Annotated in this window: 12 protein-coding genes, 1 tRNA gene and 2 pseudogenes; 3 read left to right on the top strand and 12 right to left on the bottom strand. The window is 55.0% G+C overall.

The features are described from left to right. Positions 1-24 precede the first annotated feature (24 nt). On the bottom strand, positions 25-1,392 hold the full coding sequence (locus ACNSPV_RS05540; protein ID WP_348584267.1) for an MATE family efflux transporter: 1,368 nt from the start codon (positions 1,390-1,392) through the stop codon (positions 25-27). Positions 1,393-1,807: 415 nt separating this feature from the next. Here ACNSPV_RS05540 and ACNSPV_RS05535 point away from each other — a divergent pair. Continuing rightward, positions 1,808-1,899 (top strand) — tRNA-Ser (locus tag ACNSPV_RS05535). A 188-nt stretch (positions 1,900-2,087) separates the two neighbouring features. Here the strand turns inward: ACNSPV_RS05535 and ACNSPV_RS05530 are convergent. Continuing rightward, the gene (locus tag ACNSPV_RS05530) at positions 2,088-2,288 is read right to left on the bottom strand and encodes a hypothetical protein (RefSeq protein ID WP_339394521.1); all 201 of its coding nucleotides are present in this window, start codon (positions 2,286-2,288) and stop codon (positions 2,088-2,090) included. Positions 2,289-2,367: 79 nt separating this feature from the next. Between ACNSPV_RS05530 and ACNSPV_RS05525 the strand changes: the two genes are divergently transcribed. Next, complete coding sequence (locus tag ACNSPV_RS05525; RefSeq protein ID WP_348584268.1) at positions 2,368-3,120, top strand: DUF4866 domain-containing protein; 753 nt, start codon at positions 2,368-2,370, stop codon at positions 3,118-3,120. Between the two features lie 113 nt (positions 3,121-3,233). Here the strand turns inward: ACNSPV_RS05525 and ACNSPV_RS05520 are convergent, their stop codons facing one another. Then, on the bottom strand, positions 3,234-4,568 hold the full coding sequence (locus tag ACNSPV_RS05520; RefSeq protein WP_098924077.1) for a threonine/serine ThrE exporter family protein: 1,335 nt from the start codon (positions 4,566-4,568) through the stop codon (positions 3,234-3,236). A 199-nt stretch (positions 4,569-4,767) separates the two neighbouring features. Here ACNSPV_RS05520 and ACNSPV_RS05515 point away from each other — a divergent pair. Next, positions 4,768-4,878 (top strand): annotated as a pseudogene (locus ACNSPV_RS05515) (LysR family transcriptional regulator); the annotation flags it as partial. 70 nt (positions 4,879-4,948) lie between these two features. Here ACNSPV_RS05515 and ACNSPV_RS05510 read toward each other — a convergent pair. From ACNSPV_RS05510 to ACNSPV_RS05470, 9 genes and pseudogenes are all read right to left on the bottom strand, one after another. Further along, positions 4,949-5,230, bottom strand: a pseudogene (locus tag ACNSPV_RS05510) (relaxase); the annotation flags it as partial. Positions 5,231-5,450: 220 nt separating this feature from the next. Beyond that, positions 5,451-6,548 carry a glycoside hydrolase family 172 protein gene (locus ACNSPV_RS05505; protein WP_348584270.1) on the bottom strand — a complete coding sequence of 366 codons (1,098 nt, stop codon included), beginning with the start codon at positions 6,546-6,548 and terminating at the stop codon, positions 5,451-5,453. A gap of 173 nt (positions 6,549-6,721) precedes the next feature. Beyond that, a complete protein-coding gene (locus ACNSPV_RS05500) occupies positions 6,722-7,465 on the bottom strand; it encodes an alpha/beta hydrolase (protein WP_348585203.1) in 744 nt (247 codons plus the stop codon). Positions 7,466-7,837: 372 nt separating this feature from the next. Then, positions 7,838-8,029 carry a hypothetical protein gene (locus ACNSPV_RS05495; protein ID WP_348584273.1) on the bottom strand — a complete coding sequence of 64 codons (192 nt, stop codon included), beginning with the start codon at positions 8,027-8,029 and terminating at the stop codon, positions 7,838-7,840. 22 nt (positions 8,030-8,051) lie between these two features. Beyond that, on the bottom strand, positions 8,052-8,660 hold the full coding sequence (locus ACNSPV_RS05490; protein WP_348584274.1) for an HAD family phosphatase: 609 nt from the start codon (positions 8,658-8,660) through the stop codon (positions 8,052-8,054). A 27-nt stretch (positions 8,661-8,687) separates the two neighbouring features. Then, entirely contained in the window at positions 8,688-9,077 is a 390-nt protein-coding gene (locus ACNSPV_RS05485; protein WP_348584275.1) for a hypothetical protein, read from the bottom strand. 160 nt (positions 9,078-9,237) lie between these two features. Then, positions 9,238-11,181, bottom strand: coding sequence for a hypothetical protein (locus ACNSPV_RS05480; protein WP_348584276.1), 1,944 nt, complete (start codon positions 11,179-11,181; stop codon positions 9,238-9,240). Positions 11,182-11,196: 15 nt separating this feature from the next. Further along, positions 11,197-12,876 (bottom strand): prealbumin-like fold domain-containing protein, encoded by a 1,680-nt coding sequence (locus ACNSPV_RS05475; RefSeq protein ID WP_348584278.1) that lies wholly within the window; start codon positions 12,874-12,876, stop codon positions 11,197-11,199. Further along, positions 12,873-14,435 carry an EAL domain-containing protein gene (locus ACNSPV_RS05470; protein WP_249237747.1) on the bottom strand — a complete coding sequence of 521 codons (1,563 nt, stop codon included), beginning with the start codon at positions 14,433-14,435 and terminating at the stop codon, positions 12,873-12,875. Before ACNSPV_RS05470 ends, ACNSPV_RS05475 begins: the two co-directional genes overlap by 4 nt. Between the last annotated feature and the right edge of the window lie 203 nt (positions 14,436-14,638).

Genomic DNA, 14,638 nt, shown 5'->3' with positions numbered 1-14,638 from the left:
GCAGGCGTTATTTTTATGCAGACATCAAACCTTTGCCGCACCCTGATCCAGAATTTTATCGAACCGAGCAAAGAAGGTGATGGTGGTGATGGTTGCGGCCAGAATGTCGCTGACCGGCTCGGCCAGAAACACGCCGAACACCGGGTTCGGCAGCAGGTGCGGCAGGATGAAGATAAGCGGGATCAGCAGGATGATCTTGCGCAGGCAGGCCAGCAGCAGGCTTACCTTGGCCTGCCCCAGTGCCATAAAGCTCTGCTGGCAGGCGATCTGGAAGCCCATGGCAAAGATGCCCGCCATGTAAATGCGCATGGCCCAGGTGGTGTAGGAGATCAGCGCGCTGTCTGAGGTGAAGATACCGGCCACCGCGCCGGGTACCAGCATCATCAGAAGCCAGAACACGCAGGTGTATACGCCGCACAGGGTCAGCTGAAAGCGGAAGGCTTCCTTGACACGGGGCTTTTTGCCTGCGCCGAAGTTGAAGCTTATGACAGGCTGACCGCCCTGACAGATGCCCTGAATGGGCAGGGTGCACAGCTGGGATGCGCTGGTGATGACGGTCATGGCACCCACGGCCACATCGCCGCCGTACCGCGCCAGACTGGAGCTGAAACTGATGGACAGCAGGCTCTCGGTGGAGAGCATCACAAAGGTGGAGATGCCCAGCGCCATCACCGGAAGGATGACATTGCGCTCCGGGCGCAGATAGTCCCTGCGCAGGCGCAGGAGGGTCTTTTTGCCGGTGAGGAAGCGCAGGATCCACACCGCGCCCACAGCCTGACTGAGCACCGTGGCAATGGCCGCGCCCCGCACGCCAAGCCCGAACCCGAAGATGAGGATGGGGTCAAGGATGATGTTGATGACCGCACCGATCACGGTGGTGAGCATACTGGTTTTGGCAAAGCCCTGCGTGGTGATGAAGGGGTTCATGCCCAGCACCAGCAGCACGAACACCGAGCCCAGAATGTAGATGCGGCTGTAGCTCAGGGCATACGGCAGGGTGGCATCGCTGGCACCAAACAGCCGAAGCAGCATCGGCGCCCCGGCATAGAAGCAGATGGTCAGCACCACCGAAAAGAGCAGCAGCATGGTAAAGCTGTTGGAGATGATCTTTTCTGCCTGTTTCTTGTCGCCCTGCCCCAGAGCAATGGCGGTGCGGGGCGCACCGCCTGCGCCTACCAGCATGGCGAATGCATTCAGCAGCATCAAGATGGGAGTGAACAGGCCCACGCCGGTCAGCGCTGCCGCACCGATGCCCGCGATATGGCCAATGTAAATTCGGTCCACGATGTTGTACAACAGGTTCACGACCTGCGCTACCACCGCAGGGATCATGAGCTGCAGCATCAGGCTGCGGACGTTCCCACTGCCCATGTCCTGTTTTGACTGTGCCATGGATGTGATTCTCCTTTTTACTTCAAATTTGAACTATATCCTCTGTATCTCCTCTATTATACTCAAAACCCGCAAAAATACCAGTCTCTTTTCGCAAATTTTTCCATGTTCCGCTCAAAAGTGCAAAAAGCTCCGGGTCTGCCGCACAGCAGACCCGGAGCTTGGAACGCGAAAAAGTGTTGACGCCAACAGGCTTTTTTGCTATACTATATAAGGTTTATCGTGGAGATGTATCGAAGTGGTCGTAACGAGAACGACTCGAAATCTAACTGGCTTTTTGGAAGTGGGTTTCCGATTTTGCTAGGGTTCATGCGGGTTTTCCGACTTCGAGAGTGAACGATTTTCGGTCGTTCTCTCCTGAAATTCTCTCCAAAGTTTTCCCGGAATGCACGGAGCATTCTAAAATTTAATATCTGGAGCATTACTCAAGTGGTCGTAAGAGGTCGCACTCGAAATGCGATAGGCCGGGAGACCGGTGCCAGGGTTCGACTCCCTGATGCTCCGCCAAATCGAATGGACAGATGAATTTTATTCGTCTGTCCATTCTTTTTTGCCGGAACATCGCCCGTCCACCCTGTCTTTGGGGCGTATGGCATCATGCTGATGCATTGCCATAGCCCAGCCCCTCCATCATAGCCTGTGCAGACGAGAGCTTGGAAGCGTAATCGAAAAAGCACAAACTGCTATAAACTACTTCATTCCCCTTCTTTTTCGCTGTTTACGATAGCCTGCACCTTGGTGGGCAGACCATAGATGCTGATGAAACCGGTGGCATCGCTCTGCTTGTAGTCGCCGCCTGCGGCAAAGGTGGCGATGTCCTCACGATACAGAGAGTACGGCGACCAGACCCCTGCATTGATGAGGTTGTGTAAAAAGTGTTCTGCATATAGCAGCAATATGAAAGCAGTATTTCACAGCGGGGCATTATGAATCTATAATAGGTAGTTGGAAATAAACAGAAAGAGGGTCTTTTTGATGGCAACGATATTTCCAAGAGAAGAAAAGGCAGAGGCACTGTTCGGGGAGATCCTGAAAAATCCAGAAGCCTGCCACCGCCTGATGGATACCTTCAACGACTCGCTGGACATGGCAGACGTACTGGATGCGCCGACCGTGAGTGCACAGCAGTTTGCCGCGGCGCTGTTCAATGCCTACGAGAACAAGGATCTGTCTGCCTTTCTGATGGCGATCTGCCAGCACAGTATGTTTGACCTGCTACGGAACGCTGCCCTGATCCCGTTCAAATTCAACGCCGATGGTCAGCCGAACCCGGTGATCCTGACGGATGATGCCGGCGTTCTTTTGCCGAACAACAAATTTGCCGTGAGCAGCAAAGTATACGACCGGTTCATCCGGGTGTTCCAGAAGCAGGAAAAGGTAAAAATGTACCTTGCCAGCGGCTACTGCAAGTATCACGGCTACGACGAAGGCTCGATGGATGTGGTGGAGTACCACTACAACCAGCATTTGGGGCTGCTGCTGATCTACGAACTGCCGGACACCGTGAAGCAGAAGGTAACGGAAGCGGAGGCCTACTCCACCGTCTGGGATATCCAGATGAAGCTGCAGCACGCACTGCCCCGTTCCGTGGTCTACTATGGACAGGATACGCTCAAGGACGGAGGAACCCGCTACGATGAACTTGGCGTTTTTCTGCCGCTGGAACACTTTGCCGACCGGCTGGAACGCCATATGGAAACTGCCACCAAGATCGTTTACGGGGAGTAAGCACCCTGTAAACGGGTTCCCTTTTATGACCTCATACACAGCAAAACAAAACGCAGAGAGCTGAGACAGTTCTCTGCGTTTTGCTTTATAGAGGGAGAGAGGTGACACGCACGTCATGTGCAATAACGGAATGTCTTATCGGTGATGATACGGGCAAAAATCAGACCCAGCGGAAGTGACACGATGATAAGGATGGCATTTGCAAACCATGTGGCTGAGTCGGTCAAAGACATGATGCCCAGATTGTAAATGGCACGGTAGAAATACAGCCCCGGAACCATAATGACGATGGAAGGAACCGTGACCGAGATACGGGGATAGCCTGCGGCACTCTTCAGGCAGGATGCCAGCAGACCGGCCAGCAGCGCACCCAGAAACGCAGCCACAGCGGGCGGGAACCCGGCAAGGCTGACCAGTTCCAGCCGGAATGTGTTCGTCACGGCACCGATGAGGGCTGCACAGACCGCCAGATTCCGGGGGCTGTTGAACATCAGTGAGAAACCGAATACGCCGCCAAAGCTCGTCAGCAGACGGAACACGATCTCTTCCGGAACCGTCAGGCTCAGGGCCGGGAACTGTACCGGCTGTAAATGCAGCAGAAGTGCCATGATCCATGCCGTCATGGTAGCCACCAGAATGATAAGCATGGCGTAGGCAAGGCGTTCCAGCCCGGAACGCATATCTAGCTTGGCAAGGTCGATACCGCTCGTGATGAACGGAAAGCCCGGAATGATAAAGAGCATGGAGCAGATGTAGCCTGCCTCATGCTGTATCGATACGGCAAACAACACCTCAGCCAGCTTCAGCAGGACAGCATACACGAGGCTTGCCGAACAGACTGAAGCCGTGATGCCCAGAAACAGAGTGAAATGGTGTTTTGTCAGCTTGCAGCGCACAAAGTTGCCGATGCCTGCGCCGCAAAAGGCAAACAACATCTCGATTGGGCCGCCGCCCAGTAAAAAGGTGAAGCACCCGCAGGCCAGTGCTGCCGCAAAACCAAGCGCAGTAGGGGAATACAGACCGTGGATGCGCTCGATCTCATCGAGGTGACTGTGCAGTTCTTCGCCAGTCATGAATTTTCCTTCCCGGTCAAAGTCGTTGACGAAATGTTCCAACCGATTCAGGCGGGAGGTGTTCACACCCGTATTTGTCAGGCAGAGCGACTGGGTATAGCACTGATCTCCATCAAAACAGGTGAACTCGATGGACAGCAGACCGATGTCTGCCGTTGTCGTAACGCCCAGTTCCCGCGAGAGGGTATTCATAGAACTTCGGACACGCCATGCACCCGTGCCGCATTCCAGCAGCATCAACCCGGTGCGGCCAATGACAGATGCCTTTTCTACAAGCCCTGCCTCCGTGATGGGGATGCCTTTGCTGGCCGACGCATAGTCGTGCCAGTAGACTTCCATGTGATTTTTGATGATCTCACTTTGCCGTTGTCCCATATCGGAAAGCCTCCTTTGTGACATGGGAATGTTGCAGCCATTTCAAGACTGCGGTGCTATTATAAGGGAAATTGCAGGGCGGGTAAAACGTATCTTGGATATGCCGGCAATGTTCGTTTTGTATTTCAAAGAAGAAAATACGTTGCGTTTTTGGCGGCTCTGCGGTAGGATAGAAAAAACACGCTGAAAGGAAACTGCCGTGACCCTTCAACAACTCCGCTATGTCACGGCTGTTGCCGGCACCATCAGCCATGCAGTGCAGCAGTTCTATATTTCTCAGCCCAGCCTGACCAATGCTATCCGGGAGCTGGCGGCACAAAGTCAGTTTGACCAGGTGGTGCCGTACCATAGCACGGAGATTCGTTGTCAGCAATCGTTTGAACTATGTGAGTTTTCAGCACAGCAATTTCTGTCAACCGTGCTTCTGCCGCCTTGATGGAATCCCCCATGGCATGATAGCGTTCCGTTGCCGCCGCTGTACGTTCTCGCAGTTCCTCGGCACTGCCGATTTTCTGTTCCTGTAAAAACAGCAGCGTCTTGGACATCTCCTTCAGGTTGAATTTGGTTGCCCACTTTTTGTAGCCGAAACTTTTGCCTGCCGCCATTTTCTGCGGAATATCCACCAGAAGCTGGAACGGTTGCTCCTGCGGTGGCTGCTTTTGATAATGAGGGAACGTTAAAGGAACCTTAAAGAACGGACGGAAAATGCGAAAGGCTTGAGAAAAAACAGATCTCTGTAATCCAGATCGTTTTTTGAATACCATATAAAAAAGAAAGAGCCCGTTTCCGGACAAATTCGTTGGAAGCAGATTTGTTCGGAACGGACTCTTGTAGCCGATATGCAAAGTCATGAAACATATAAAATAGGAAAAGCGTCAAAAATCATCTTGGCCAGCGCTCTTTTCTGGACATGAGTGGCGCGAATGGTACATGAGGATGCGTCTGGTACCAGTAAGCTGTGGTAGCGACATCATCCTGACGTTCAAAAAGACCTCCGTGACTGGCACCAATCTGCTGCAGAGTTACCTTAAGGTCCTTCTCAAAAAGGATAGGATCAAGAAGGTGCCAGCGGTAGAAGCTGCGTTGTGGCATCTGATCATCATTGTGGTAATCATTATGAAGGAAGGTATCGTGGCTAGAGTAGTAAGGATAGCCAAGATACGGAGTACAGTACTGATTTTCAACGGTTTGGCCATTTTGCTGTGTTGCAAAGCTCCATGCACCGCCGAAGTAATCTTCTGTTCCGGTTCCGCAAATGGTTGGATAATCCTTGTCTCCATCGATGTAGAATTTCATCTCACCTTCTCCGTACCAGTAGCGTTCGAGGCTGGTAAGCGCAAGATAAGTTCCAACGTACTGGCCTTTCCCTTTGATGTTGTCGAGGACAACGTAGTCTTTTGCCTTTTCCGTTATGCGCTGACGACGCCACTGGGCATGGAAATAGGCAGCATCCTCCGGAACCGTTGTCAGGCAATAGTCGATCTGATAAAAGAAGGCCGGAATCGGCTCATCACACTGATTTTCAATGGTAATACGGGCGTTTTTGTGGAACGGCATCGGGAAATAGCTGTTGAAACCACGGGTCGGATTGACAGCAATCGGGACTGAGTTTACCTGGTAGGAAACACCGAAGCCGCAGCAGAAGAAATCGCCAAGCGGGCATTCAACGGATGGGAATTCTTCATCGTCCCAGTACATGCGCAGAACAAGATCCCGCAGAACATAACGGTTACGTTCACTGGTACGGTCTGTAACGGTGATCCAGATGTGCTGAATCATGCCTTCTCCCTGGATCTCACCAAGTGTTACGGTCTCTCCTGCTTCTATTTTCGGGATACACGGGGAACCTTTTCTGGACGGACCAAGATCGCTGGATGCCATGCCGCCTTTTCCTTTTTCTCCGTTCCGGTTTTCCCAGTTGATGGAACGGGACTGTCCGTTTTTCAGCCGGAAAATATTCTGTAAACCACAATCAAACATCCTATATTCCTCCTACTCACAAATGAGCAACTGTCTTTTATGTTGAATTGTATTCATTCAAACAATTCCGCTTAACGGGTACAGTCTCCACCCATGTTCCAGTTGATTCCTTGAAGGGGATTGCTTGCAAAGTTGTTATTATTGTACACTTTTATTTGTATAAAAGCAATGTGCTACTGCCATAAATCTTTAGCACCACACTCATGAATGCATAAGGAACAATGTACGATATCTGTCTTACCGTTACTGCATGCGTGTTCCTCCATCACCCACCGAAATGCTTTCGCCGTGCGCAAATCGGCGTCTTTGAAGTGCCCGCCGCTGTTCCATTCAAGGGTGCAGTCTGCGCCACGCTCTGCAAGCCGACTGTGCAGGGTGCGGATGTTATCCCCTACCGCAGCCATGACGGTGTTTTTCGTGTGCTCTTCCTTGTCGCCAAGGCTCAGATAAATGTGCTGCGTCTGAATCGGGTGCCGCTGTTCAAACTCCATCCAGCCCGGGAACCACACCGAGGGAGATGCAGCGGCGACACCGTAGAACAAATCGGTCTGGGTGGATGCCCACAGCGAAAACAATCCCGCCAGCGAGTAGCCGCCCAGAATGATTTTGACGTTCTCCGAGAGTTCAAACTGTTGTTTCAGCGTGGGGATGACCTGTTCTGTCAGAAAGCGCAGGGTGCCCGCAGCATTGCCACCGAAACCCTGCTTCCCCCACACGGCAGGAGACTTCCACGGAGAAAGTGCATCGTTCCAGCTTTCCACGGGCACGGCCGCAAACAGAAAGTGGTGCGCACTCTGTGCAATAGCGGCAACCTCGCTTTCCATGCTTTGCAGCTCGTGTTCGCCGGTCATTTGGAGCAGCAGGTATTCTGCATGAGGCTCGCCGTAAATGCGGCAAGGTCTGTTCCCGATTTGCATTGTCTGTGCGGTCATTGCGGCATCCTCCCGAAAAAACTTTGATAAGCCCAGTATAGCAACTGAAAAATCATTTTGCAATTCAAAAAAGCGTTTGCATTCGCAGCAAGCAGGGCTTGTTGGGAAATCCCAAACCCTTGCCTGCATCGTAGGAGGGTGTAGCCATCACGGAAGCGTGATGATTGCAGGAATGCTATGCGGCAGCAATAAGAGCGGGGCCTTGCAAAAGGCTCCGCTCTTATCGCTGCCGTTAAGCAGAAAATGAAGGAGATTTATCTTTCAAAACCGCCTGTGGACTGCTGCAGCGATGGGGAGCCATAACAAATCCATCAACCGGCTTTGGAAGAAGCAAACAGGGACGGGAAAAATGCACTGTCACAGGTTGATGCCGATTCCAAGGATCACGAACAGGATCGCCAGACAGATGCAGCTTACCCCGTTTCTTCGTTCCGTGAAAGCGTCCAGAGAACACTTTGCACGCTGTTTTGCCTGTTCCAACTGGGATGCCCCCGCATAAGCGGAGAATCCGGCACAAATCAAAAGCATCAAACCGATCCAGATCATCATAAGCATTTCTCCAATCAAAACCTTACCATTCCACGCCCAGAGCGTGCAGGCTCTCGGCAAGGGCAGCAACATCCATGTTGAACACGATGCCTGCCATGTTTTCGTAGAGTGCGCCCTCCACGTTGATAGGCGTATCGTCAATAAAGACGCATTCCTCCGGGCGAAGGGCGAACTTGTGCAGGAAGGTGCGGTAGATCTGCGGGTCGGGCTTCAGCAGCTTGACCTCTGCGGAGATCAGGGCACCGTCCATCAGCTTGCTGGCCTCTGCCCGTGCCCAGTAGATGGGCTGACGGGTGGCAGCGTTGGAAAGCAGATAGAGACGGTAGCCCTTTGCTTTCAGTGCCTGCAAAAGCTCCAGCATTCCCTCCACCGGCACAATGGGGTCGTCCCACGTTTCGATCAGCCCGCGGGCTGCATTGTGCAGACGCTCCGGCAGGCGGGGCAGAATGTGCTGTTCTGCAATCTCTTCGTCGATGACGCCCCGGTCCAGCATGGTCCACTCCACCGAGCGGAACACCTCGTTGCGGATCAGCCTGCGGTCCTCGCCGGTGAGGGAATAGCGGTCCATAAACAGCTCCGGGTCAAATCGAACCAGAACGTTTCCCATATCAAATACGATGTTTTTAATCATGTGAAACCCTCTTTCTGCACAAACCGCTTAACGCAGTTCTTCGATGTGATAGATGTAATCCAGTGAACTCAGCGCCTGAATGATTTCCCGGTGGGTCTTGTACTTTTTCAGCTCTGCGCTGAAGATGGTGATGGTGATGGTGTACACGCTCAGACCGGAACCCACATACGCCTGATTCGCCTCGATGTCATCGATCCGCAGACCAAGCTGACGGCTGACGGTAACGAAATCGCGCAGGTAGTTGCTGTTCTTCAGCTCCAGATGAATCTCGGCAAGGATGGACCAAGAACGGTCGATGTTGAACAGCTCGCCGTGGGTGAAATACTTCACCACTTCTTCAAAACGCTGGACGTGCTTTCCGCTGGGCTCGTCGATGCTGTTGTAGAACTCCAGTGCGTCGATCTCTGCGGAGGTCATGGTCTTGACGTTCTGCTTCGTTTTCAGCAGGCGAGGCTCCTGCGTACGATGCCGCCGACCCGGTCTGCCGCTAAACCGGAACAGAACCTGCACGAATATTGCAAAAGCCCACAGGCCGGAAATCCATCTGACCTGTGGGCTTTTTGTCTCTTTTCGGTTCTCAGTGCTTCGGTTTTTTGCCCCAGAGCCCCAGTCCGCTGCGGCTGGATGTTTTGCCGTGCTTGGGCGCTGCAGCCGGCTTCGGTGCACGGCTGCGCTTCTTCTCTGGCTTTGGTTCGGATTCCGGCTCGGTCCAGGGGAGCAGACCGGCCTTGGACTCCGCTTCGGGCTCCGGCTGTACGGGTTTCGGCTTCTCCGCTGGCACGGGCGCAGGCGACGTTTCCGGCACAGGCTGGGGGGCCGGAGCCGACCCCGAAGCCGGCGGTGCATCCGGAACGGACTGCGGCTGCTGGGCAGTGCTGCTGTCCGCCGCCGGTGTCCGCTCTGGCCGCTTCCAGCTTCCGTCTTTTCCCATGCGGAGCAGCTCCCACATGATCTCATCATCGCTCCGGGTATTCTGGCTGCGCTGCAGATCATCGGTCAGCTCGTCCATCACGCTTCGGCCATCTCCTGCCGGTTTCCATGTCGGCTCCAGCGCGGAATCTGCCGGACGGAGCAGGTCCTCCGGCAGAGGGCTGTCGGCATTCTCCGGTTTCTTCTTTTTCTTCCGGATGGGAGCTGCGACGTGCTCCGGATGGAGCGGAAAGATTTCCAGCGACTGCACTTCGTTGACCACACAGCCCAGCAGCTGCACACCGGACTTGTTCAGCTTTCCAATGGCATCCTGTATGACAGACAGCGGGGTGGCATCGTGACGCACAACGAACAGCGCATGGTCTGCCAGCTTGTTCAGGCGCAGCACATCCGAGGAACGTCCCACCGAGGAAGCATCAATGATGACATATTCGTAGGGCTCCATGATCGGTTTCAAAAAGTCGAACAGGGCGGCATCCAGCGGCACCGCATCGGGTTCCAGCACCATCGGCAGAAGGTCCAGATAGCCGGTCAGCGAAATAACCGCTTCCGGCTCGGCAGATTCGCCTTTGTACAGGGCATTCAGCGTCCGGCTGTACGGCAGATCCTGCAAAAACATTCCGCCCAGGCGGGGAGCACGGGTGTTCAGATCCAGCAGCAGGGTGCGCTTTTCCATATCGGACAGCTGCAGGGCCAGATTGGCCGCCACCGTGCTCTTGCCTTCTCCATCCTCAGCCGAAGTCACATAGAACCAGTGCGGCTCTGCCGTGGTGCCGAACCGGTTGATCAGGATATGCGCGGCCGAAGCAAAGTTCTGCACGGCATCGGCATCTGCACGGTGCGTTTCGCTCAACAGCTGCATGCTCTTCTGGAAGTAGCTGTTGTCCTTGGGGATGCTGCCCAGAGTTTCGAGCTTCAGGACGTCCTCCACGTCCTTCACATTCAGCAGGGTGGGCCGCAGGAAAAACTCCAGCACCGCCAGACCCGCACCGGCGGCCAGACCCAGCACACAGAAGATCACCCACAGGCGGACGTACTGGCCGGCACCGCCGCCCGTTGTAGAAGCTGCTTCCGGAGCGTCGATCATGGCCACAGAGCCCATCATCAGCGTTTCCGGCAGGATCTCCTTGATGGCATCCACCAGCGCATTCATCAGCTGGACACCGGCCTCGGCATTGTTCCAGGTCAAAGTAAGCAGCAGCACCTGCGTTTCATTGTATCGGCTCACCTGCAGATTCTGAGACACGTCCTGTGTTGTGACCGATACAAGGCCCGCACGATCAATGGCAGCCTGCAGGGTGCGCTCACTCTTCATCACAAAGATCGCGGCGTCCATCATATCCAGGGTCTGATAAAAGGTGTTTGAACTCAGATAATCGGAATTATTGTATACAACGCCGTTTGCAGAGGGTTGGGAGGTGATCGCAACGGAACAATCGACCGCGTAGTTGGTACGGCTGTTCCGCAGAAAGGAGACGCCGCTGAACACGAATCCGCAGAAAAAGCCCAGCAGGCCCAGCACAAGGATCGTCTTCCGGTGCTTGAAGACGGTGTACAGCAGGTCGCTGATGCGGATCTCGTCATTGTCCATTGTTTCTCACCACCTTTACGATTTATTTTCGCTCTGGTCGAGGGTCTCGTCCTGAGCTGCAGCAGCTTTCTGCGCCTTGCGGCGGCGTGCAAGGATGCCCCACAGGAACACCAGCAGCCAGACCACACCGGCGGCGACCACAGCCAGAACGGCCAGAGCCACCGCACTGCGCAGCGTAAATACCGGCACGGTCCAGTTCTGCGTACTTGCCGTATCCTGTACAGTGAAGGGATATTTCCGGGCATTTGCGGGATCTGCCTTGCCGCGTACCACATAGTAGCTGCCCTCGGTCAGATCGGTGAACAGCTGGCCGGAATCGCTGGACGTCCAGCTCCGGATCAGCTGATCCTGCTCGTTGTACAGGGAGAGCTGTTCGCCCTCCGTATTGCTGCGCAGCACCGTATCCACGGCAGAGATGGATACCCGCAGGAGCCGGTTGGTGATGTCCAGCGTTGTGCTGCCTGCACCGTCAATGCGGCCGTCCGCAGCGACGATCACCGTGTGATCCGTGTCATCCGGACGGTAGTTTTCCGGTGCCTGCTGTTCGCGGATAAGATAGGTCGTGCTCTTATCCAGATCGGTCAGACGGATCTGGCCCGCCCCATCGGTCGCCACCGTCTGGGTGGTGCCGGTGCGCCGGTTGGCCACCGTAAAGACTGCACCCTCCAGAGCAGAGGAAGTGAGCTCGTCCGTGACGTTCAGAATGATCTTGGTCTTTTCGGTATCGATCTTGTGCAGCTCCGGGTCGCTGCCGTTCTTCTTTTCCACTTCTGCATCCAGATCCTGCTGCATGGTGGTGTAGTAGTTGGGGGACGACTGTTGCTGCACCGTGTACTTGCCAAGATACAATTCCACACTTTCGCCGTAGCCGGTTTCGTCACAGGTGATGGTATCCACCTGCTGGCCCTGCGTATAGCGCACCGTGCCATCCTTCGTGATGATATCTTCGGCCGCGATCACCCGGAAGGTGCCGCCGCCTACAGGCTGCTGTGTTTCGGCATCGTTCATCTGCAGCCGGATGATGTTTTTGCAGGGAGCCACCCGGATCTGCACGATGTAGGGCTCCGGCCAGTCGTACATGCGGTCCACATCGTAGTAGGTGTCCGCTGCCGCATCGTATCCTTCCGGCTCACTGAGCTGACGGAAGTAGTAGCTGCCCTGCCAGATCTTTTCCGGCAGATAGAAGGTGCCTTCCCCGGTGGTCTCATACTCCCGGTAGCTGATCTTTTCCGGGTAGTAGGTATTCAGGGTCTGCAGGCTGCCGTTGATCAGATGGGCCGTATCCGTGCGGTACAGCTCAAAGCGCACACCGGCTTCCTGAATGCGCCGCTCGGTCTCCTCATCGATCAGCTCGGCAAACACGGCGGCCTTAACGCCGTCCTCGTCGTAGCCGCCGCCACCACCGCCGCCGGTCTGGATGATCTGCTGATCGTATCGTCCGTCGCCGTCGCCGGGGTCATCATCGGCACCGCCATCGTGCCAGCCGTCGTAGTCATCGTCATGCCAGCCGCTGGATGCAGCCTCCTCACTGGAAGAGGAGGGCTCTTCGAGGCCGGTGTAATCGCTCAGAAGATAAAGGCCCAGCAGTGCAATGATCAGAAGCAGCACATACACAAGGGCGCTCATCATATCGGTTGCCGGCTGCCAGAAATTGTATTCTGCATCCGGATCCTGTCTGCGTTTTCTTGTTTTCATCCGGAGTGCCCCACTTTCAGGATCCTGACAAATTCATCCACCGACAGCGGACGGGAGAAGAGGTATCCCTGCCCTTCGGTGCAGCCGGCTTTGCGCAGCACGTTCAGCTGCTCGGTGCTTTCAATGCCCTCGGCCAGCAGATTCAGCCGGAGCGTGCGGGCCTGTGCAAAAATACCGGGCAGCACATCGGTCTTATTCTGCAGCGCGGCGCTGCGCAGATCCAGCTTGAGCAGGTCGGTGCCAAAGCCGCCCAGTGCGCTCAGTTCCACATAGTCGCCGTCAAAGCCGTCCAATATCACCCGGAAGCCCATCTGCTGCAGCTGTGCTTCCGTATCGCTCAGCGCACCATGGGTCTCCAGATAGGCAGACTTTGCAATATCGATGTTCAGATATTTTGGCGGGATACGGTACTTTTTGAGCATTTCGGAGAAAAACTCCGCCACATCGATGGCCAGAATATCCGTCTTTGTAACATTGACCGCGATGGGGACCGGGCGGACTCCTGCATCGATCCATACGCGGATGGTCTTGCACACTTCCTCCCAGATGTACTGGTCCAGTTTGGTGATATAACCATTGTTTTCCAGCACCGGGATGAACACGGCGGGCGAGATCACGCCCAGCACCGGGTGGTTCCAGCGCACCAGTGCTTCGGCACCGACCACCCTGCGGGTGTTCAGATCATATCGGGGCTGCAGGAAGAAGGTGAACTCGTTCTTGCGCAGGCCATCCAGGATCTGCGGCATCAGTACGCGCTCGTTGAGGCCTGCACTTTGCACCGTCTCGCGGCTCAGAACGCCGTTGCCCGCATTTCTGGGCAGGCGCTCCAGCAGTTCCAGGATCTGCCGCACTTCGCGGCGGCTGCTGTAGCGCGCCTGCTCGTCGGTGGTGGGAATGACTGACTTGTGGAATTCTTCCAGAAACAGCCCGGTCTCACGATTCATGATAGTGCGCAGGACATTGTTTGTGATGTTGAAGAGGATCGACAGGATCACGCCTGCAATAGAGGTATAGAATGCCGTGTTGATGCCGGCCAGAATGGACTGCACGCTGCCCAGCGCTGCTTCCACCGTGACGAAGCTGATGCCCCGCAGGCCCAGCAGCAGACCCACGAAGGTGCCAAGGATGCCCAGACCGGTCAGGGTGCCGGGCAGCTGCGCGATGACGCCTTTCCATGTGTGCAGCGCCAGCACGTCCTCGTTGAGCACTTCGTCAAGATCGCTGACGATCTGCCCGGTCTCACGCTGATGCTGCACTTTTTCGCGATATTCCTCAAACAGTCCGTCCAGCGTCTTCTGCTGGAAAAAGCGTTCGATCTGCAGGGCCGCGACCCATGCGGAGCTGCCTTCGGTCTCAGACGCCTTGCGGATGCTTTTTTGGCCGTTCAGCAGACCGCCCGTAATGGAGATGGTCGGCAAAAGGCCGTGAATGCACCCGGCCAGTGCAATGATGCACATAAGACCAACGATCAGCGCGGAGAGCAGATCCGGGGAGTACGCTGCAAGTGCGATGCTGCTTAGAAGCAGCACCGCCACAGACAGGTAGGAAAACAGCTTCATATTTCCATCCTTCCTCTTGTTTTGAACGGAGAACCGTTTTCGTAAGCAGTGCACACTGCCGGAACGGCCTTTTTGCCCATATCCATTCGGTGCACTCTGCTTACGAAAACGCTTCCAACCGAGCACAAAACACCTGCTCTTCCGAAAACGCTGCCCCAAACGGCCCCTTTATGTAGAAATAGACTGAATTTTTGATGCTTCAG

Origin of the sequence: Faecalibacterium sp. 3 (assembly GCF_048323735.1) — a bacterium.
GTDB classification, from domain to species: domain Bacteria; phylum Bacillota; class Clostridia; order Oscillospirales; family Ruminococcaceae; genus Faecalibacterium; species Faecalibacterium wellingii.
Note: the sequence above shows the minus strand (reverse complement) of the source record. Positions and strands in the feature narration are given on the sequence as shown.

Coding starts and splice junctions, on each gene's coding strand:
- ACNSPV_RS05540 (WP_348584267.1), bottom strand. CDS start 1,392: ATGGCACAGTCAAAACAGGACATGGGCAGTGGGAACGTCCGCAGCCTG.
- ACNSPV_RS05525 (WP_348584268.1), top strand. CDS start 2,368: ATGGCAACGATATTTCCAAGAGAAGAAAAGGCAGAGGCACTGTTCGGG.
- ACNSPV_RS05520 (WP_098924077.1), bottom strand. CDS start 4,568: ATGGGACAACGGCAAAGTGAGATCATCAAAAATCACATGGAAGTCTAC.
- ACNSPV_RS05505 (WP_348584270.1), bottom strand. CDS start 6,548: ATGTTTGATTGTGGTTTACAGAATATTTTCCGGCTGAAAAACGGACAG.
- ACNSPV_RS05500 (WP_348585203.1), bottom strand. CDS start 7,465: ATGCAAATCGGGAACAGACCTTGCCGCATTTACGGCGAGCCTCATGCA.
- ACNSPV_RS05495 (WP_348584273.1), bottom strand. CDS start 8,029: ATGATGATCTGGATCGGTTTGATGCTTTTGATTTGTGCCGGATTCTCC.
- ACNSPV_RS05490 (WP_348584274.1), bottom strand. CDS start 8,660: ATGATTAAAAACATCGTATTTGATATGGGAAACGTTCTGGTTCGATTT.
- ACNSPV_RS05485 (WP_348584275.1), bottom strand. CDS start 9,077: ATGACCTCCGCAGAGATCGACGCACTGGAGTTCTACAACAGCATCGAC.
- ACNSPV_RS05480 (WP_348584276.1), bottom strand. CDS start 11,181: ATGGACAATGACGAGATCCGCATCAGCGACCTGCTGTACACCGTCTTC.
- ACNSPV_RS05475 (WP_348584278.1), bottom strand. CDS start 12,876: ATGAAAACAAGAAAACGCAGACAGGATCCGGATGCAGAATACAATTTC.
- ACNSPV_RS05470 (WP_249237747.1), bottom strand. CDS start 14,435: ATGAAGCTGTTTTCCTACCTGTCTGTGGCGGTGCTGCTTCTAAGCAGC.